Origin of the sequence: Fischerella sp. JS2 (assembly GCF_032393985.1) — a bacterium.
In the GTDB taxonomy this organism is placed as follows: domain Bacteria; phylum Cyanobacteriota; class Cyanobacteriia; order Cyanobacteriales; family Nostocaceae; genus Fischerella.
Genome location: NZ_CP135918.1, coordinates 5,690,564 through 5,709,491, shown reverse-complemented (window position 1 = coordinate 5,709,491; position 18,928 = coordinate 5,690,564). Strand labels below are relative to the sequence as shown.

At 39.9% G+C, this 18,928-nt stretch carries 17 protein-coding genes; 12 read left to right on the top strand and 5 right to left on the bottom strand.

Annotated elements, in window-relative coordinates:
- Positions 1-164: 164 nt before the first annotated feature.
- The 6 genes from RS893_RS24320 (at position 165) to RS893_RS24295 (ending at position 6,791) form a co-directional block, all read left to right on the top strand.
- Positions 165-1,334 (top strand): RpoD/SigA family RNA polymerase sigma factor, encoded by a 1,170-nt coding sequence (locus RS893_RS24320; RefSeq protein ID WP_315788241.1) that lies wholly within the window; start codon positions 165-167, stop codon positions 1,332-1,334.
- Positions 1,335-1,445: 111 nt separating this feature from the next.
- Positions 1,446-1,943 carry a GNAT family N-acetyltransferase gene (locus tag RS893_RS24315; protein WP_315788240.1) on the top strand — a complete coding sequence of 166 codons (498 nt, stop codon included), beginning with the start codon at positions 1,446-1,448 and terminating at the stop codon, positions 1,941-1,943.
- A 350-nt stretch (positions 1,944-2,293) separates the two neighbouring features.
- Positions 2,294-2,629, top strand: coding sequence for a cytochrome c6 PetJ (gene petJ / locus RS893_RS24310; RefSeq protein WP_315788239.1), 336 nt, complete (start codon positions 2,294-2,296; stop codon positions 2,627-2,629).
- Between the two features lie 376 nt (positions 2,630-3,005).
- Positions 3,006-3,935 carry a tetratricopeptide repeat protein gene (locus RS893_RS24305; RefSeq protein ID WP_315788238.1) on the top strand — a complete coding sequence of 310 codons (930 nt, stop codon included), beginning with the start codon at positions 3,006-3,008 and terminating at the stop codon, positions 3,933-3,935.
- A gap of 220 nt (positions 3,936-4,155) precedes the next feature.
- The gene (locus RS893_RS24300; RefSeq protein ID WP_396336386.1) at positions 4,156-6,297 is read left to right on the top strand and encodes a TonB-dependent receptor plug domain-containing protein; all 2,142 of its coding nucleotides are present in this window, start codon (positions 4,156-4,158) and stop codon (positions 6,295-6,297) included.
- Positions 6,298-6,497: 200 nt separating this feature from the next.
- Complete coding sequence (locus RS893_RS24295) at positions 6,498-6,791, top strand: hypothetical protein (RefSeq protein ID WP_315788237.1); 294 nt, start codon at positions 6,498-6,500, stop codon at positions 6,789-6,791.
- Positions 6,792-6,803: 12 nt separating this feature from the next.
- On the opposite strand, the gene aspS is transcribed toward RS893_RS24295, so the two are convergent.
- The 4 genes from aspS to RS893_RS24275 form a co-directional block, all read right to left on the bottom strand.
- A complete protein-coding gene (gene aspS, locus RS893_RS24290; RefSeq protein WP_315788236.1) occupies positions 6,804-8,180 on the bottom strand; it encodes an aspartate--tRNA(Asn) ligase in 1,377 nt (458 codons plus the stop codon).
- 211 nt (positions 8,181-8,391) lie between these two features.
- Positions 8,392-9,783 (bottom strand): serine/threonine-protein kinase, encoded by a 1,392-nt coding sequence (locus RS893_RS24285; protein WP_315788235.1) that lies wholly within the window; start codon positions 9,781-9,783, stop codon positions 8,392-8,394.
- Between the two features lie 98 nt (positions 9,784-9,881).
- Positions 9,882-10,973, bottom strand: coding sequence for a cellulase family glycosylhydrolase (locus RS893_RS24280; protein ID WP_315788234.1), 1,092 nt, complete (start codon positions 10,971-10,973; stop codon positions 9,882-9,884).
- Between the two features lie 10 nt (positions 10,974-10,983).
- Complete coding sequence (locus RS893_RS24275; protein ID WP_315788233.1) at positions 10,984-14,508, bottom strand: AAA-like domain-containing protein; 3,525 nt, start codon at positions 14,506-14,508, stop codon at positions 10,984-10,986.
- Between the two features lie 237 nt (positions 14,509-14,745).
- On the opposite strand from RS893_RS24275, the gene RS893_RS24270 reads away from it, so the two are divergent.
- Positions 14,746-14,997, top strand: a complete 252-nt coding sequence (locus tag RS893_RS24270) for a UPF0175 family protein (protein WP_315788232.1) — start codon at positions 14,746-14,748, stop codon at positions 14,995-14,997.
- A gap of 1 nt (position 14,998) precedes the next feature.
- On the opposite strand, the gene RS893_RS24265 is transcribed toward RS893_RS24270, so the two are convergent.
- Positions 14,999-15,409, bottom strand: coding sequence for a fibronectin type III domain-containing protein (locus tag RS893_RS24265; RefSeq protein WP_315788231.1), 411 nt, complete (start codon positions 15,407-15,409; stop codon positions 14,999-15,001).
- 548 nt (positions 15,410-15,957) lie between these two features.
- On the opposite strand from RS893_RS24265, the gene RS893_RS24260 reads away from it, so the two are divergent.
- The 5 genes from RS893_RS24260 (at position 15,958) to RS893_RS24240 (ending at position 18,811) form a co-directional block, all read left to right on the top strand.
- Complete coding sequence (locus tag RS893_RS24260; protein WP_315788230.1) at positions 15,958-16,440, top strand: globin domain-containing protein; 483 nt, start codon at positions 15,958-15,960, stop codon at positions 16,438-16,440.
- Positions 16,441-16,483: 43 nt separating this feature from the next.
- Positions 16,484-17,056 carry a CAP domain-containing protein gene (locus RS893_RS24255; RefSeq protein ID WP_315788229.1) on the top strand — a complete coding sequence of 191 codons (573 nt, stop codon included), beginning with the start codon at positions 16,484-16,486 and terminating at the stop codon, positions 17,054-17,056.
- Between the two features lie 90 nt (positions 17,057-17,146).
- The gene (locus RS893_RS24250; RefSeq protein ID WP_315788228.1) at positions 17,147-17,743 is read left to right on the top strand and encodes a hypothetical protein; all 597 of its coding nucleotides are present in this window, start codon (positions 17,147-17,149) and stop codon (positions 17,741-17,743) included.
- 80 nt (positions 17,744-17,823) lie between these two features.
- Positions 17,824-18,372 (top strand): hypothetical protein, encoded by a 549-nt coding sequence (locus tag RS893_RS24245; RefSeq protein WP_315788227.1) that lies wholly within the window; start codon positions 17,824-17,826, stop codon positions 18,370-18,372.
- On the top strand, positions 18,329-18,811 hold the full coding sequence (locus RS893_RS24240) for a hypothetical protein (RefSeq protein ID WP_315788226.1): 483 nt from the start codon (positions 18,329-18,331) through the stop codon (positions 18,809-18,811). The genes RS893_RS24245 and RS893_RS24240 overlap by 44 nt, the downstream gene beginning before the upstream one ends.
- Positions 18,812-18,928: the final 117 nt, after the last annotated feature.

Here is an 18,928-nt window from a genome sequence, read left to right as displayed (position 1 = left end):
ATAGTGGTCTTTACCTCTTGCTATCCTTGGGAAACATAGGTAATGATGGGCAAAGACTACTAATCTGACTAGTTAAATCTAGCGGAATTTTTTTGCTATCAAACAGGTGCATTTGTCATTTATTAAAAACTAATGAAGCATCTTAAAGCAGCTGTCACTAAATTATGTATCAAACCAAGCAACAATCCCTAACAGAAGCTATGAATATTGCTGAATTGGGAACAATGGAAATGATAGAAAATGCTGCCGTTAATGAAGAACAAATTCTGGAAGTTTTAAATGCAGTGGCAGATGAAGAATCCCCAATTGCAGAAAATCTAGAAGTTGATGGACGCGATGGGGATGAAATGGCAGCAGCGCGTCCTTCAGGGTATAATAAAACCGAGTATGATGATGCTGTGGGCGCGTTTTTTAAAGAAATGGCGCGTTATCCATTGCTAAAACCCGATGAAGAAGTTGAATTAGCGCGGCGAGTGCGGTTTTTAGAGGAAGTTAACGAAATCCAAGCTGCATTACGACAAGAACTAGGATATCAACCTAGCAAAGCAAATATAGCAGCGCATCTACAAATAACAGAAAAACAGTTAGAAAATCGTTTGTATCAAGGTAGGGTAGCGAAACGCAAAATGATTCGCTCTAACCTACGACTTGTTGTATCAATTGCGAAGCGATATTTGAATCGTGGTGTACCTTTTTTGGATTTAATTCAAGAAGGGGCGATGGGTTTAAATCGGGCAACAGAAAAGTTTGATCCGGATAAAGGATATAAATTTTCTACTTATGCTTATTGGTGGATAAGACAAGCAATTACAAGGGCGATCGCAAACGATGCCCGAACAATCCGTTTACCAATTCATATTGTTGAAAAACTCAACAAACTCAAGAAAGCCCAGCGAGAACTCAAACAAAGACTAGGGCGTAATCCTAACGAAATCGAAATGGCGGAAGCATTAGAAATTCCGCCCCAACAATTACGTCAACTCCAACAATTACGACGGCAAGCATTATCTTTAAATCATCGTGTCGGTAAAGAAGAAGACACGGAATTAATGGATTTGCTAGAAGATGAAGATAACCAATCTCCAGAAGCAAAAATGAACGAAAGTATGATGCGTCAGGAGATTTGGGAAGTGCTAGGCGACGTACTCACCCCACGAGAAAAAGACGTGATTTCCTTGCGTTATGGATTGACAACCAGCGAACCCTGCACCTTGGAAGAAGTTGGTAACATGTTCAACCTTTCTCGCGAACGAGTACGACAAATTCAAAGTAAAGCGATGCGGAAATTACGACGTCCTCACATCGCTAAGCGGTTGAAGGGATGGTTAATATAATTTGTCAATTGTCAATTGTCATTTGTCATTGGTTAAGAGTTAAAGACTTGGAACTCTTGACTATGGACGTTGATTATGGACTAATGACAAAGGACTAATGACAAATGACCAATGACTTCTCAAATTGATTTAATAGTGCGTTTTGCCGAACCTGCTGATTGCGGTGTGCTATTTGAGTTAGTGCAAGGGCTAGCAGAATACGAAAACCTCTCTCATGCAGTTACCGGCAATTCCTCTACACTCAAGGAGCATTTATTTGGCTCCCCTAAATATGCTGAGGCTATATTAGCAGAATATACAGGGCAAGCTGTTGGGTTTGCCCTATTTTTTCATAATTATTCAACATTCCTAACCAAACCAGGAATTTATCTAGAAGATATATTTGTTTTACCAGAGTATCGCAGCCAAGGAATTGGCAAAGCACTTTTGACTAAAGTTGCTCAAATAGCTGTAGAAAGAGATTGCGGACGCCTAGAGTGGAGTGTTTTGGATTGGAACGAACCAGCGCAAGCATTTTACCGCCGCATGGGAACATCGATTTTAGAAGAATGGCGCATTTGTCGAGTTACGGGTGAGGCGCTGAGGGAATTGGGGAAGGGGGGAGTGTAGGGAGATGGGGGGTGGAAAGTGGGGGGAGTATGAGGAGTAAGGGGACAAGGGAGAAATTATACCAATTCAAATAATGTTTGCGACAGATAACCCCACCCGCCTAACGGCACCCTCCTCTTTCTGAGGGGAGGGTTGGGGTGGGGTCTTATATAATCCATGTGTTGTATTCTTTTTTCAAATTGGTATAACCTATTTCCTATTCCCTGTTAAGAGTTCCCTCTTACCAATGACAATTGACAATTGACAATTTACTAACTACGACAGCCTGTCTTTTGACGAGGAAAAGCTGTGAAGCTGAGAATTAGTAAGGATTATGGACTTATTAGTCCTTATTGCAGAGGAAACATGAAATGAAAAAGATTTTGTTAGTGTTGTTGCTTGGCATCACAATCTTCACCTTCGCTTTTAATCGTCCTGCTTTAGCCGCAGATGCAGCCAACGGCGCTAAAGTCTTTAGTGCTAACTGTGCTGCTTGTCATGCGGGTGGTAAGAACTTAGTGCAAGCAAATAAAAGTTTGAATAAAAGCGATTTGGAAAAATATGGCATGAACTCAGCAGAGGCAATAATTGCCCAAGTGACAAATGGGAAAAATGCTATGCCAGCTTTCAAAGCGCGTTTAAAACCAGAACAAATTGAAGATGTTGCTGCTTACGTGTTAGGAGAAGCTGAAAAAGATTGGAAGTAGAAAAATAGGGACTAGGAACTAGAAACTAGGAACTAAAACACAAAATGAGTATTTGAAACTACAGATGCAGACATATAGACACGGGTAAAATAAGTGTTTGTTTGTGTTTGTCTGTAGTTTCATCTCAATAGTTAATTTTATTTTCACCTGCCCGATTTGCAAAAGAGATGTGTAGCTGTGTGAGGGTTTTCCGTATGGTAGGTGTGGAAAAATCAATATATTTTCAGTGTTTATTTTAGGTGATGAGTAAGAAATATTTTAGTAGTTAAATAAGAACGCAAAGCTTAGAATTCTGGCTATTTATAACGCGCGTAATTAGTACCTATTTTCCTGATTATTTTTAGGTACTTGATTTATACACAAAAAGCGAGGATTTATGAATTGCTGTTATCGCTTTGTTTTTAGTTTAATTTTAATTACTGTTATTGTGCTTAGTTGTTCATTTGTATCTGCACCTGCTTATTCATTAACTACTTCTATCATCCCAACTACAGCAGAAGATTTTTTCAAGTTGGGGATAGAAAAAATGCTATACGGTAACTACCAAGGAGCAATTCAAGAATTTCAACAAGCGATTGAACAAAAACATGATTTTGCTGCTGCTTATAGTAATCGTTGTCTTGCTTATCTCAACATTCAAGATTACCAAAATGCGATCGCAGACTGTACCCAAGCAATTAATTTTTCACCAAAGAATGCTGAGGCTTATTTAAATAAAGGCATTGCTGAGTATAGACTAGGTTACTATGAAGCGGCTATTGCTGACGATGAGCAAGCGATCGCTCTCAAACCAAGTGATTTTCGCGCCTATTATAACCGAGGAATCGCCAATGCTTCTTTGGAAAAGTATCAGCAGGCAATTACAGACTACAATCTTGCCCTAAGTCAAATCCCCCATACAGGTAGCCCTCTACTTGCTGATATCTATAATGATCGAGGGTTAGCGCGTTTAGAGCTAAGAGACTTCCAAAATGCTATGCTCGACTTTAATCGGGCAATTCGTCTCAATGCCGTTGACTATCGAGCCTATTTTAACCGAGGTTGTGCTTGTGCCAAAAGTGAAGATTACCCTGGTGCTGTAGATAATTTTACTAAAGCTATCCGGCTTAACCCAAGTGATGGTAGTACTTATATTAGCAGGGGAATAGCCTTCCATCGCCTTGGTTATGAACAAGCTGCGATCGCAGATTTACTCAAAGCAGCTGATTTCTTTGGATATCAGGGAGAGAAAGTCGCATACGAAAAAACACTATTTTTAATCAAGACTGTACAAAAGCAAATATCGTTTAAAGTCGTAGTTTCCTAAATTACTACAAAACTCTCTGTCCCTTCTACGTTTCAAAAATACGACAGTCTGTCTTTTGACAGCTATTTGCAATAATTGCTAAATATCACTGATATCAAGTTCGGCTAATTACTTACAATATTATGCTTCGTTGTTGGGCATTGGGTATAGGAAAATCATCAGTATCTTAATTACCTATTACCAACCTACGCGACGTTATAAGTATTCAAGCGAACATGATATGAATGTTTCTACTACCAGTGATATAAAAGTGAAAAAGTGCTTTTTTTTGCTTCCAGGAACTATAATTAATCTACTCATAGCCTATCCTGCTCTTGCTGATGACACTAAATACAATCAGCAGCTTATTGATAAATCTCTGCAAACAAATTCAGAAATTCCTACCTTAAGTGAAATAGAATTAACTGCGACAAATGCTGAATTATTAACTCAGCTATCTACAACATCTACTGAAGCAATAGCACAGGTAGAAACAGAACCCTCTACCACTGACGAAACTACTAACGAAGCGGATATCGAACTAGAGGCGATCGGGGAAATATACACTTTGCCCCAATCTACTCCTACTTACGTAATTGAACAAGAAGAAATTCAAAAACAAGGCTCTACAAGTGTAGCTGATGTTCTCAAAAGAATGCCAGGTTTCGCCATTAATGATGTCGGTTATGGAGCAGATATCCACACAGGTACATACTATCGGGGACATTCAATTAATCAGTCAGTATTCCTGATTAATGGCAGACCGATTAATACTAATATCAACACATATCATGGAGCCACTGATTTAAATAGTATTCCTGTAGAATCAATTGAAAAAATTGAATTATCAAGTGGTGCAGTCACAACCCTGTATGGTTCATCTGGTTTTGGTGGAGTAGTTAATATTATTACAAAAGAAGGCGGCTTCACTCCTCAATTTAATGCTGCTGTAGAATTCGGCTCATTGAATTTTAATAATCAACAAACAAGTTATAATGGCTCCTTTGGTTCTGTTAAATATAATTTCAGCTTTGAAAGAAGTTTCATCGATAATCGCTATAAAGTACCAGAAGGTGCAGCAAATCGCAATGCCGATGGTTATTTAACTAATGCAGATACTGCTATCAGTAGCTATTTTGGTAGCTTAATTTTCGATTTAAATGACAGAAATACTCTCAGTTTCGACGCGACAAAACTTAGCAGTCGTCGCGGTTTAGTATATTTTGGTTTCCCACTTCAAAAAGACCGACTAGACCACGATGGACTTAATCTTGGTTTATCTTGGAAAACCCTACTAGGTAATGGCGAGAATTCCATTCTAACAACTACATTGGGTTATAACCAGGATTACTTTAGTACTTATGGGCCGACTTCTTTTCAAGGTAGAGAATATTACCGCACTGGTGTTTTAGATACTCAATTATTTACAGCTAGATTAGATCACGATTGGCGAACTAGTCCAGGTAATAGATTGCGATGGGGTTTAGAGTTTCACAATAATAACTTAGATGGTAAGACTGAAAGTACACGTCCTGATCGAGTTGCTTTAAATGAAACTGAAAACGAGAATCTATTAAACACAGCTTTATTTGTTCTCAATACTTGGAACATCACTAAAAACTTGGAACTAGATTTAGGATTGAGACAAAGCTTTGATAGTAAGTTTGGTAATTATCTCAATCCTAGCGTGGGATTTCGTTATGGTGTGACACCAAACTTTGCTGTGCGCGGAAGTTGGGCAGGAGGACAGCGTAATCCTGGTTTAGATCAACTGTATGTTTATGATACGGTTCATGGTTGGTTGCCAAATCCAGACTTGGAACCAGAAACAGGTTCATCTTGGACTGCGGGAGTAGATGTAAATTTCTCAGAGAATTTGACAGGACAATTTACTTACTTTGGCAGTAGTTTAGACAATCGCCTGGGAATTATTCAAGGAAGATGGGAAAATATTGGGCTTGTCGATACTAACGGTTTTGAAGCAGCGTTAAAGTGGCAAATTGCTTCTAGTTGGTCTACTTTTGTTAACTATACTTATACGGATGCCCAAATTAAAACAGGAGTAGAAAAAGGCTTGCAGTTAGGCATGATCCCCTATTCTGTAGCTCAAGCTGGTATTGGTTATCAAAGTGGAGGATGGCAGGCTAATTTGTATGCTACTTATAATAGTGGCGCGCGTCGCGCCTTCTTTACCAACCCAGGAGATAAAACTACAGATTTTGTCCCACCATTCTTTAATTTAGATTTTAGCGCTCGCATCCCTTTAACAAGAACTTTAGGAATTAGGGTTTATCTAGAAAACTTACTGGGTGAACAATACGAACGAGTCAATCGTACCTACAGCCCTGGGTTTACTTTTCGGATTGGTTTAACATCGAATTAGTTAGTGGTTGTTGGTTGGTAGTTAGTAGGTACAGACGCGAGGAACATCGCGTCTGTACAATAGTAGTTAGTAGTTAGTGGTTAGTAGTTATTTAGTTGTTTAATACTTACTCCACCCTACGGGAAGCCACTTGCGTGTCTACACACTCCCCACACTCCCCCTACCCCGCACCTCCCCACCTCCCTACCCCGCACCTCCCCATGAGAGCCAAAATTGAAAACGATGTACTGTTCCTGCATCACGAAGACGTACCAGAGTATAAAAAAGGTGGTTCTGTGGTGAGGAATAGCTATTTTTGGGCGCTGCGTTCAATTGCAGGTAAAGCTTCCAGATATGGTGATTGGGAATATGAACCAGAGGTGTGGTTCGCACTCAGACGGATGCTGTTGTCTTTTACCGAGTCTGGTTATTTAGGTTTTCGAGAAACTGTACTGGAGTTTCCCGCAGGTGAGGAAATTCCAGAAGCACTGCGAGATGTTTCGACTTGGCAGTAGCGATCGCTAAACCTATGGTGCTATACGATACCTATCTCGTGGATAAAGTGTTGCCTGTCTGACGTTGGCAAGATGTAGAATTCTTGCTGTCAGCCTTTCTAGTCCAATCGCCAGTCCTCCATGAGTTGGCATTCCCAATTCAAACATCCGCAAATGAGTTTCAAAAGACACAGGATCAATACTACGATTTCTAAGTGCTTGCTCTAAATCTTCTCGTTTATGGAGTCGTTGTCCACCCGTTGTAAGCTCGATTCCTTCAAACAGCAGGTCAAAGCTTTGCGCTGCACCACCGTTACCTCGTGGGTGCGTATAGAACGGTCGCCCTATCAATGGGAAACCAATGACAAACAAGGCAGGTATTCCAGTTTCTGATTCAGCCAGTTGACAAAGCTGGCGTTCTGCTTCAGGGTCGAGATCATCTACGAGGTCACTACGACCGAAGTGTTGATTTAACAGCCTTAGACATTCGTCAAATTCCCACACTGGCACGTTCAGCATCTGAGGAAGTAGTTTTTCTCGATACCTCTTGAGTATCTCTCCATAATCTTGGTTAAGTCGTTCAAAAATAAAGTTAAGCAGCTCTCGCTCTAATTGAATCAACTCTTGTGGACTATCAATAAACCCCATTTCCAAATCTAAAGAGTAGTATTCTGTTAGATGACGGCTGCTAGCATGTGGTTCAGCACGATACACGTGACCTGTCTCAAAAACCCGCTCTAGCCCTGCTACTCCATATTCTTTATAGAATTGTGGACTTTGAGCAAGATAAGCGCAGCGTTCAAAGTATTTGATTTCAAATAAATTTGTTCCCCCTTCTGTTCCACTAGAAACGATTTTAGATGTAAATATTTCGGTAAAATATCTTTCTTTTAAGAAAAAGCGAAAATAATCCAGAATCGCTGCCTGTATTTTAAAGATGTCACCAATGCTCTGATTGCGGAGTGATAGAGGACGGTGATTTAAAATAGTGTCAATTCCAATTTCGGCAATATTTGAAGAAGAATTGAAGGGAAGAATTTGAGTAACTCGGTTGAGAACAGATATTTCAAAAACTTCTACCTCAAACCCAGCCTTTGCTCTGGTGTCTGGTCTTACTTTACCTTTAATTTCTACTGGCTCATCTAACTTGAGTGAAACTGCTTGAATTGCAGTTGAAGAAGCAACGCATTGGACTTCTCCACTACAGTCTCTAACAATGATAAATGTTGTCCGAGCCAGTTCTCGCAGACGATATACCCAGCCACAAATCATAACTTCTTCTGTTGGCAACGAATGCAGAGAAGCAATAAGCATTCGTGAGGCACTTTTCATATGTAATGGTTTCCAAACTATTAACGATGCTGGAACCATATCAACGGCGGTGCCATCCAGCTTCCACTTTCTTTGCACTTTACAAGAATGTGGCTCTTAATTGCTGCGGTATCGTCACAGTTACGTTTTGCCCTACTAATGCCCATCCTACAAAGGATCTCCTTTTCAGGCAAACCTCTCAGAGGGGTCTGTCCTCTTCGGCGAGTTGAGAAAATCTTAGCAAATTTGCCGCGATGATAGCTGATACCAATTTTGGATTAACGATTTATACAAAGTGTTTCTTCAGAGACTAGTCCCTGGTAATGGGCAAATTTAGCCAACTGCTCAAATTGTGTGCTAACCAGTCAAGTTCTGGGATAGTTAGACGATCGCCACTAACAAGTTCAAATTTCTTTATCCCTGCCCAAATGTTAATTTGAGGAGGAACTTTCACATTACCCCCTTCGGGATCTCTGTTGTATGAAAGACGAGTCAGTTCAACTTTCACAATATCTTGTCGAGCCGCACTAAGAGCTGGTGGACATTTTACTCCCAGGAGTTCACGAGTCAGAGAGATTTGCTGCCCAGTAATCCGAAGTTTGACTTGTCCGAATAAAGTATAGAGAATAGTCCAAATCAAGTAAAAGCCTACACCCAAGTGACCGATTGCAAATAGGGCTGCGAACCATCCGCCACTACTCCAGCTACTGAAAGCGATGCTGTACCACTTCACCAGAAAAGAGTTCCATGCGATCGCAAATCCAATTATCGGGATTAATCCCAGATGAAACCCTCGTGGTGGAATCAGAATCTCTAACATTTGTCTGGTGTTAGTAAGCTTAACTTTGCTACCAACAGGTTTTTTCGCAATTGCTAAGGAACTTGTTCGTAAATTTGATTTTTCTAAAGCTTCTAACGCCTGCTTTGCAGATTTCAACCGTAAATCTAGACTGGGTTCTGTAAGCCATTTTAGCCAATCAACGAGATTCGGGCTGAGATTGACTCTATCTTCAAACAGTACTCGCATCTCCCGTTGTGGCAATTCATCGGGGTGCTGTCCCGTCACCAGATAAATCAGCGTTGTCCCCAAAGCATAAAGGTCTGAAGCGGGTACTGTGCGTCCACCGAATTGTTCAGGAGGCATGTAGCCATAAGTACCAACAACCGTCCTTGTACCACTATGCACTACAGTTTGCACACTACCAAAATCAATTAGGTAAATCTGTCCAGGACTATTACCAGTGCGATCGCCTAACAAAATGTTACTTGGTTTAATATCTCGATGCACGACAGGAGGTTGGCGACTATGGAGATAATCTAAAATTTCTAGTAATTGCTTAGCGATCGCTTTTATTTCTGACTCACTAAAGGTACGACCAGACTCTATCCAATTTTGTAATGATCTAGCTTCAATATAACTTTGAACCAAAGCAAAGCCTTTGCCTAATTCAGTCTCAACCTCGAAGCGATCAATATATTTAGGAATCGCTGGATGATCTAGAGATTGTAGGACTTCTACCTCACGTTCAAAAAGTTTCAAATCATCCCAATTAAAGTCAGGACTAAACAACAGCAACTTGACTACAACAGACGATCCTGTTTGTAAATCGTTTGCGAGAAAAGTTCTCCTACCAGTCTGGCGACCAAGCAGGGATTGAATGCGATAGCGATCGCGCAAAACTTGATTAACTAGTTGATCCATTGCTTTTGGGTGATAAGCGGGGTAAACGGCTTAACACTGTTCTATCAGTCTAATCACTTACTATTTTATCTTTTTGCAATAATTCGTTATAACTATCACTAAAATTTTGCTCTTTGAGCTGTCACCTTCAACCCATAAACAGAATTGTTCACAATATCATTTCCGTAGGATGTAAGACTAGAAAAATTGCCATTTTGGGACATCTGGCGTTCTGTGCAATAGTCCTTCCACCAACACCAAGCCAACCAGCCAATTTCCTGCTCTTTTAACAGCCGCAAAAATGCTTGATAGGTAAAACCATTTTCGGGTGCATGATTTTGATCGCTACCATCAAGATCGTAATAACAGCATTGAGTTTTTCCCTCAATTTCTTCATCTTGCTTGTTAGCAATTTCACCAAAAACAATAGGCAGATTAGCATCGATAGCCGTTTTGAGATGCGGTATCCCGTCATAGCCAGCCCAATAAGCGTGACTGCTAAATAAAAGATTGCGGTTAGGATCGTAATCAATTAACTCCTGACCAATTTTCGTAAACACTTCAATAGATTGACCGCAATCGGGCGCGTCAATCATAATCGGTAAATGTAAATACTGGCGTATTTTTGTAATAGCAGTTTTGTAGGCATTCTTGAAAGTATTTAATGCACTAGTAGAATTATTAGCCCAGCGATAAACACCCAATTCATTTGCTAAATTGATGATCAGATACTTTTGATGTTTTTTAAGAACATTCAGGACAGGTTCAGAAGTCCACCAGGGAATTAACTGGGTATTTAACAGGTTGACATCACCTTTGCAGGTGAGATCCCACAAACCCAGTACTGGAATAATCCGACTCGTCTTGCATCTGGTGAGAAAATTATCCAAGTCTGCAATTGAATAAGCGGGGCGATCGCTTTGACCATAATCCTTGTACCATTGAATTCTGACAGCATTAGCTCCTGTTTTTTCTAGTTCTGCTAACTTATCAGTTTTGGGAAAATCCCAGTCATCCAGCAGGGGTAGGTTGATTCCTCGCAGAATAACTTTGTTGCCGAGGGAGTCATACAAGTATCTACCCTTGGTATATAAACTAGGATTGCGATCGCTTTTTTTGATTTTAGAGGGTCTAGCAGCTGCTGCAACCGACAGCGACAAATTGGCAAAGCAACCAATTCCAGCCCAGGCTAAAAATTTACGACGATCCATAAGGATCTCCTTATTTTTGTTTACAAAAATGTTTATCTTTCTCGCTCAGGCGAGAATTGTTTTTAAAATAATCATCTAACCAATTGCAGCCCCTAGCAATTAGCTGTTCAAAATCTAGAGTTTCTACATTCCAAAGTTCAACAAGTCCATCATCACTAACAGAGGCTATTTTTTTACCATCTGGACTGAAGCTAATATTCCAAAAAGCATAACCATGTCCATAAATGGTTTTCAGTTCTTGACCATCTGTTAACTGCCAAAGTCGGATTGTACCGTCAGCGCTGGCAGAAGCAAGAATTTTGCCATCTGGACTAAAGCTAAGTTTGGTAACTTCGGCATTATGACTATGAGTTTTGAAGGATTTGATTTCTTGTCCGTCCAAATTCCAAAGTTTGATAGTTTTATCCCGACTTGCAGAAGCGATTGTTTGACCATTGGGACTAAAACGGACATTTGTGACGAAACTTTTATGTACTTTGAAGGATTTGAGATTTTGTCCTTGCAAGTTCCACAGTTTGATTGTCCCATCATTATGAGCAGAAACAATTGTCTGACCATTGGGGCTAAAACTAGCACTGAAAACTTTACCCGTATCTGCTTTTAAGGTTCTGAGTTCTTGGCCGTTGATATCCCATAGTTTGACGGTACCATCATAACTAGCGCTCACCAGGGTTTGACCATCTGGACTAAAGTTTACATCTTTAACTTCTTTATTATGTCCTCTGAAAATTCTAATATTCTGACCATTCAAATTCCATAGTTTGATAGTTTTGTCGTCATTAGCAGTAGCAATTATCTGACCATTAGAACTGAAATTAAGACTCCAAACCCGATTCCATTCATTCTCGCTATCTGCTTTTATTAATGCTAGTTCTTGACCATCAATACTCCACAATTTAATAGTCTTATCATCTCCGGCTGAAGCAATAATTCTACCATCTGGACTAAAACTTACACTCCAAAGCGAATCATTATGTCCGATGAAAGTTTTGGGTTCTAGTAGAGCGCTAATATTCCATAGTTTAATTGTGTTATCAGCACTAGCTGAAGCAATAATTTTACCATCATGACTAAAACTGGCACTAAAAACACTATCGTCATGACTTCTGAGGGTTTTGAGTTCTTTGCCATTAACACTCCACAATTTAACTGTTTTGTCAGCACTGGTGGAAGCAATGATTTTCCCATCTGGGCTAAAACTGACACTAATTACATAATTGTCATGTTTGCCAAGAGTTCTGATTTCTTTGCCCTCTAAGTCCCACAGTCTAACGGTGGTGTCTCCTCCCGCAGTGGCGATCGCTTTACCGTCTGGGCTAAAACTCACACCAAAAATAGATTGTTTACTGGCTCTAAAGGTTTTGATTTCTCGTCCATCAATACTCCAAATTTTGATGAATCCCCCTCGATCGGCCGTGACAATAGTTTTATTATCAGGGCTACAACTGATGCTCCAAACAGAATCTTTATACCCTTTGAAAGTCTTGATTTCCTGACTATTAATGTTAAAAAGTTTGACTGTATTAAATTTGCCTTTATTAAGTTTGGCTGTATTATCTTGACTAGGAGCAGCAATTAATTTACCATCAGGGGTAAAGCAAATACTGCTCATAAACTCCTCTTCGTCCTGTCCTTCTAAGGTAATAATATCCCGCCCATCAATACCCCAAATTTTAACAGTATTATTTGCACTAATGGCAGCAATCATCTTACTATCTGGGCTGAAACTCACACTTCTAAAAAGCTGATTTGGGACAGGGAATTTTTTGATTTCCCTACCATCAATACTCCAAAGTCTAACTGTGTTATCTTCACTAGCAGTAGCAATAGTTTGACCATCTGGACTAAAAGTTACACTTCTGACAGTATCATTATGTTTTTCTAGGCGATTTTGTTCTTTGACTTTGTAAACTGCTCGTTGCAATGCTAATCTTACCGATTCTTTAGTGTTAGCATCTACCGAAGTTGTTGATTGCAATTGCATGGCTGCTTTTAGTGCTGCTACTAAAGCATCAAGTTCTTGATTTGAGTTGAATAAAGCAGTAGAAGAGATACTCAAAGATTTGATTCTTTCCTGTTGTATATCTTGGATCATCATATTGGCCCAAATTGCCGCAGCTATTGCTGTAATTAGAGTTATTGCTAATACTCCCCCGCCCATCTGAATCCGTCGTTTAGCTTTTTGATTTGCTGCAACTAAAACTTCGTTCGCTTCTGCTAAAATCCTTGATGCTTCTGCTTCTGCTTTTAATCTTTTCTGAACATCCCGCTTTTCTAATTCCTGACTAGCATCTAAAAATCTCCGATCCAAATCGCTTAAACCTTTATCTGCTGCCCAATCACGCGCATCTTGCAAAGTTTGCCCCCGCAACAAACGCGATTCATCCTGATAGTTAGAATTTACCCAAGCTTTTAATGCTTGTGCATAGGGTCGAATATTTGCCAATATTTTGTCAAGCCATGCTTGATTAAATATCTCTGCATAGATGCGATTATAAATTTGCAGTTTTCCCTGTTGCTTAACAATTAACCCCGTCAGGCGTAGTTGCATTTGTTCAGGGCTATCATCTGCGGGGATTTCTCCCTGGTGTAAGATTTGCTGATATAAGCCTAATAATCGCCCAGTTTGATTTTCTGCATTTTGCGTCAGGCGATCGCGGATTGTTCGTAAATGTTCTGGTTCGTCCTGTGCTTCCCAATTTTCAATGATTTGGTTTTGTACCAATTCCTCTACACATTGCTTTTCCTGATGTTCTCGGAATGAATAATGAGAACCACAAATTAGTTGACACAGTTTCTGAGTTAAAAATGGCTGCCCACCAGTCCACTTTAACACCTCTTCCATGATCGCTGTCGGTCTAGCAACTCTTCCCTCGAAACCTCGAATTAAAGCGTCTATTTCATTTAATTTAAATCCAGTTAATTCGATAGCTTTTCCGATATTAAAAGGTGTGCGATTTATATCAGCAATTAAATTAGAAGGAGTCGCTACTCCCAATAAGCAAAAGGTGAGCCTTTGATATTCTGGATTATCTGCCCGTTGATTATAGCAAGCACGAATAAAAGCGAAAAAATCATCTTTAAAATTTATTCTTAAAATACTATCAATTTCATCAACAAAAATAATGATTTTGCCAGGTAATTCTGTTAGTAATACATCATCAATTAATTCACTTAATCGTTGTTTTGGTGGTAAAAATTCTTGCGATCGCCACCAAGTTCCAAAATTCACTTTTCTGGATAAACCAAACCCCCGCAATAGCTCAGAAACAAATCCGCCATACCATTCGGAAGGTGTGACATGGCTGCCAATTCTTGTCAAATCAACCGATGCACATTGTATACCTTGCTCTTTCAGTTGTTTCATAATATGTACCCGCAAGCTAGACTTACCCATCTGCCGCGAGTTTAAGACATAACACAAATCCCCATTTTTTAAGCCTTCATAGAGGTCAGAATCAGCTTGACGCACCACATAAGTTGGGTGTTGATATTCTAGGCTACCTCCGAGTTTGTAATAGTTTAAATTTGTCATGATGTTTCAATGGCTAATCTGAGCATCCAGATTATAACTGTTAAAATTATCAAGAGTACTTTATCTCGTTCTTTTAGCAAGTACTTTTAAAGCATAAACTGGATTATTTACGATTATTTACGAAATCATTTCTATAGGGTGTGAGATTATAAAAATTGCCATTCAGCGTCATTTAATAATTGGTAAAATTATCCTTTTACCAGCACCAAGCCATCCAATCAATTTGTGGAGAAACCCATGACCAGAGTAAATTTAGACTTACCTGAAGAAGTTTTCTCAGCCCGTCGTCTTCCCCCAGATGACTTTGTGCGTGATATGCGGCTAGCTGCTGCTATCTATTGGTATCAAAAGAGTGAAATCTCCCAGGAAAAAGCTGCTCAAATTGCAGGTTTAAACCGCCGTGATTTTCTTGCAGCCCTTGCCCGTGAGCAAGTAGATGTGTTTGCTGTAGACTTTGATGACTTGCAACAAGAGTTAAACCGTGTTTAGTTTAATTAGCTGTAATTGACTGTTCTTCCCAAGGAGAACATGTTGAACGCCCTAAGAAATGCGTGTTACAGCCCTGGACTTTAAAAGTATAGGTAGTCCCCGAATGAACATTATTGACTCTAAAGTCTCCGCTTCCACCTCCAGGGCGTTTGATTTGAACCTCATCTTTACCGGGACGCGACCAACGCACATTGTAAGTATCGTAGTTTTCCTGGCCATTCCAATGAATGACTAAGCTATTACCATCTTGATAGAGATTATCTATGCAGGGGCGATCGTAAGCACAAGCTATGTTGTCGTTACCAAAACCAGCCTGTACAACGGATATTGGAGTCAGAAAAAGTGTTAATGTACCCAACCCCCCCAGAGTAGTAAGAGTTGCCAAGGCTGTTCCTAAATATTTTTTGGACATGATTTGTACCTACTTTAATTGAATAATGTTTGATGAATAGATGACTGAAATTGCTCGTCTGGATTAGGATTAATTACACTTTAATCTTTACTTTATAAACTCTTTCTGAATAGCCGTGTTTGATTTTGGCTGTTAATTCATCCTCGATTGGAATTATGCACCGTAATTTTATGGCTGTCGATCCAGAAAATGTCAGGAGTTCAATAGAGCATTGAATTAATAATGTTAGGTAAGCTAAATCCTTTTATCTTAACTATTTTGTCTAGATTGTTAACTGACGTAATATTTCAATTTAACCATATATGGCTACTTATTTGATTAGGTGTTAGAGGTCGTAATTAAAATTAGTCTGACCTGCAACTGACTTTTTATGACATTTACTGATCTTTTATATAAAACTGGTTTTTTAATTTCAAAATTCTCAGTTAAAACACTGATTTTTTAGGTATAGACAGCAATTAAATGAAAGCACATAATCTTAGTTAACAGTCAAGTTTGCTACTAAATTCATAAATTAAAAGGAAATAGTAAAAGGATAATTTTAAATCATGGTTAGTCAAAAAACGATTGAAATTGTCAAGGCAACTGCACCGATTATTAGAGAAAAAGGTGAAGAGATTACTAGGCGGATGTATGAAATTACCTTTGCAGAGCGACCTGACTATAAACGCGGCTTTGAAACTACTTGGATGCAGCATCTAGACGGTGGTGAGCAAGCACACAAGTTAGCTGCGGCTGTTTATGCTTATGCTACTCATATTGACCGCCTAGATGAGTTGGCTATGGCGGTAGAACACATTGCCCATCGTCATGTAGAGACTCACATACTTCCTGAGCAGTATCCGTTGATTGGCGAAAAGCTTTTGCAGGCAATGAAAGATGTTTTACAAGATGCTGCAACTGATGAAGTTATTTCGGCATGGGCTGAAGCCTATGCTGCTTTAGCAGACATTTTTATTCAAAAAGAAAAGGCTATTTATCAACAAGAAGATCGAGAACTAACTGAGCGATTAGCGAAGGCAAATGGCTAGTGGTAAGCGATTTTGGTTATGCCTTTAAATAAAGGTGATATATATGCTCAGACGTATTTTACTTTCTGTTTCGATACTAACTCTATCTGCGACTTCGATCAGTTCTACCTTAATTAGCCATCAGGATCAAGCTCAAGCTCAAGTCGCAAGACCATCAGGTATCATAACTCGCCCTAATGTTGTGACAAAATGTTATATCTATAAGCTAAATCCAAATTTAGCCCAAATACAACAAAACGTATACAACCAAGTTAATCAGTATCGAGCTTCTCAAGGTCTCGCGCCTCTGAAACTAGATGCTTGCGTAAATCAGCAAGTGCAGGCATATGCTCAAGAAATGGCTAACGCAGGAAAACCTCTCAATCATCAAGGACTTGAGCAGCGAGGGCAAGCATTATCACAAATCTTCCCCCACAATAGTTATGCCTACTACGAAAATGAGTATACCTGCTTTGGTTGTGATAGCGATCCTGCAACACCAGCAGTTCAGTGGTGGCTGAATAGTCCTGGTCATCGAAATAATATTTTGAGTCAAACTGAACTAACAGGAATAGGAGTTGCCGTGAATGACAAAGGCGAATACTATTTCGCGCAAATGTTTATTCATGCTCAGTAAGCTGTAGCAACTGTCTTGATTGTCAAGCGATCGCTTGCATATAAACAATGCAGTCGCATCACTGGAAACTTTATTTAAAAGGAAAAAGTTATGCCTAATGAGCTTTTTCGTCGCCACTTTTTGAAGGCAGGGGTCGGTTTCATTGGTGCAGCAGCAGGTAAAGTTCTATTTGGTGACTTCTCTACTGTTGTTTTAGCTCAATCTACTAGGCAACTAGAATGGCGTTATTGCCAAAAGTGTCAAGCTTTATTTTATGACGGATATGGGAAAAAGGGACGTTGCCCAACTGGTAATGGTCATGTGGCGCAGGGTCTGAATTTTTTCCTTGCCTATGACACTCCAGAAACACCGACTGCACAAGCGGCTTGGCGGTTTTGCAACAAGTGCTACATGATGTTCTATGACGGATATCCAAATAAGGGTGTTTGTCCCGCAGGTGGTGGTCATGTAGCACAAGGATACAATTTTGTCCTCTCACATGATATCCCTGCGTCGGGTCTAGAACAGAATGCTTGGCGATTCTGCAACAAGTGCCACGCAATGTTCTATGACGGATATGAGAATAAGGGTACTTGCTCTGCTGGCGGTGGTCATGTGGCAGCAGGATACAATTTTGTCCTGAGATTTAAGGGAAATCTGGAAGATGATGTTCAACTGGTTCCTTGTTCGCCACCTTCCTGTTATTGAATAAACGATCGCAATAGAGCAGATATGCGATCGGCTATTCAATACCTTATGGCAAAAGTATTGGAAAAGGAGAAAGTATTATGTATGATGAGTTTTCCCGTCGTCAATTTTTAAAAGCAAGTGTCGGTTTCATTGGTGGAGCCACAGGTACAGTCTTACTTGGTGATTTCTCTACCGTTGTTTTAGCTCAATCCAGTGGAGTACAAGATCGGTGGCGCTTCTGTCGTAAGTGTCAAGCGATGTTTTATAACGGTTATGACACTAAAGGAGCTTGTGCTGCGGGTGGTAGCCATGAAGGAGCAGGGTTTGAATTTGCTCTTCCCTACGGTGGTTCGCCAACACCCAATGCACAGGACAATTGGCGCTTTTGTCGTAAGTGCCAAGCAATGTTTTTCAATGGATATCCCAATAAAGGAGCTTGCCCTGCGGGTGGTACTCATAAAGCAGCTGGATTTAATTTTGTCCTCCCACACGATATACCGCCAACATCAACAACACAGGAAGAATGGCGCTTCTGTGGTAAGTGTCAAGTAATGTTTTACAACGGTTATGACAATACAGGAGCTTGTGCTGCGGGTGGTTCCCATGAAGGAGCAGGATATAACTTCGTCCTCCCACACTACCCATGAAGAAGAGCAGATTATGTTTACAAATTTTTCCACCAAGAGTTCTTTGTCAAAACAGCAAATTCCAAGAGATATTATGCTCAGACGTATTTTCCTTTCTGTTTCAATACTAACTTTATCTGCTACTACGATTGGTTCTACCCTAATCAGCCATCAGGATAAAGCTCAAGCTCAACATCTAGGAATACTTTCTGAGTGGGGCTTAGTCAATGTTATTAGTGTAGGTTGGGGCAGTATGGCAGTATACCATAGCGCTCCGCTCGTCAATCCCGATCACTGCTCAGTCACTAATGGTGGTTATACGACAAACTCAAATGATCCCAATCACAGCTTATTTCACACAATTCTCTTGAACGCATTTATGAATAAGAAGGAAGTTCAATTACTCATTCGGAACTGTGTTAATGATAAGCCACAGATTATTGGAGTTAATATTCGCTGATTAGCAAGATAGAGAGCGAAAAATTTCGGGTTGCCTGTTTACTCATAATCAAGTTTCCCAAATATCCAATACAGACTAATAAGTAACAAATAAAGAGTCAAAACAGAAGTTTCAAAA

Coding starts and splice junctions, on each gene's coding strand:
- RS893_RS24320 (WP_315788241.1), top strand. CDS start 165: ATGTATCAAACCAAGCAACAATCCCTAACAGAAGCTATGAATATTGCT.
- RS893_RS24315 (WP_315788240.1), top strand. CDS start 1,446: ATGACTTCTCAAATTGATTTAATAGTGCGTTTTGCCGAACCTGCTGAT.
- petJ (WP_315788239.1), top strand. CDS start 2,294: ATGAAAAAGATTTTGTTAGTGTTGTTGCTTGGCATCACAATCTTCACC.
- RS893_RS24305 (WP_315788238.1), top strand. CDS start 3,006: ATGAATTGCTGTTATCGCTTTGTTTTTAGTTTAATTTTAATTACTGTT.
- RS893_RS24300 (WP_396336386.1), top strand. CDS start 4,156: ATGAATGTTTCTACTACCAGTGATATAAAAGTGAAAAAGTGCTTTTTT.
- RS893_RS24295 (WP_315788237.1), top strand. CDS start 6,498: ATGAGAGCCAAAATTGAAAACGATGTACTGTTCCTGCATCACGAAGAC.
- RS893_RS24285 (WP_315788235.1), bottom strand. CDS start 9,783: ATGGATCAACTAGTTAATCAAGTTTTGCGCGATCGCTATCGCATTCAA.
- RS893_RS24280 (WP_315788234.1), bottom strand. CDS start 10,973: ATGGATCGTCGTAAATTTTTAGCCTGGGCTGGAATTGGTTGCTTTGCC.
- RS893_RS24275 (WP_315788233.1), bottom strand. CDS start 14,508: ATGACAAATTTAAACTATTACAAACTCGGAGGTAGCCTAGAATATCAA.
- RS893_RS24270 (WP_315788232.1), top strand. CDS start 14,746: ATGACCAGAGTAAATTTAGACTTACCTGAAGAAGTTTTCTCAGCCCGT.
- RS893_RS24265 (WP_315788231.1), bottom strand. CDS start 15,409: ATGTCCAAAAAATATTTAGGAACAGCCTTGGCAACTCTTACTACTCTG.
- RS893_RS24260 (WP_315788230.1), top strand. CDS start 15,958: ATGGTTAGTCAAAAAACGATTGAAATTGTCAAGGCAACTGCACCGATT.
- RS893_RS24255 (WP_315788229.1), top strand. CDS start 16,484: ATGCTCAGACGTATTTTACTTTCTGTTTCGATACTAACTCTATCTGCG.
- RS893_RS24250 (WP_315788228.1), top strand. CDS start 17,147: ATGCCTAATGAGCTTTTTCGTCGCCACTTTTTGAAGGCAGGGGTCGGT.
- RS893_RS24245 (WP_315788227.1), top strand. CDS start 17,824: ATGTATGATGAGTTTTCCCGTCGTCAATTTTTAAAAGCAAGTGTCGGT.
- RS893_RS24240 (WP_315788226.1), top strand. CDS start 18,329: ATGAAGGAGCAGGATATAACTTCGTCCTCCCACACTACCCATGAAGAA.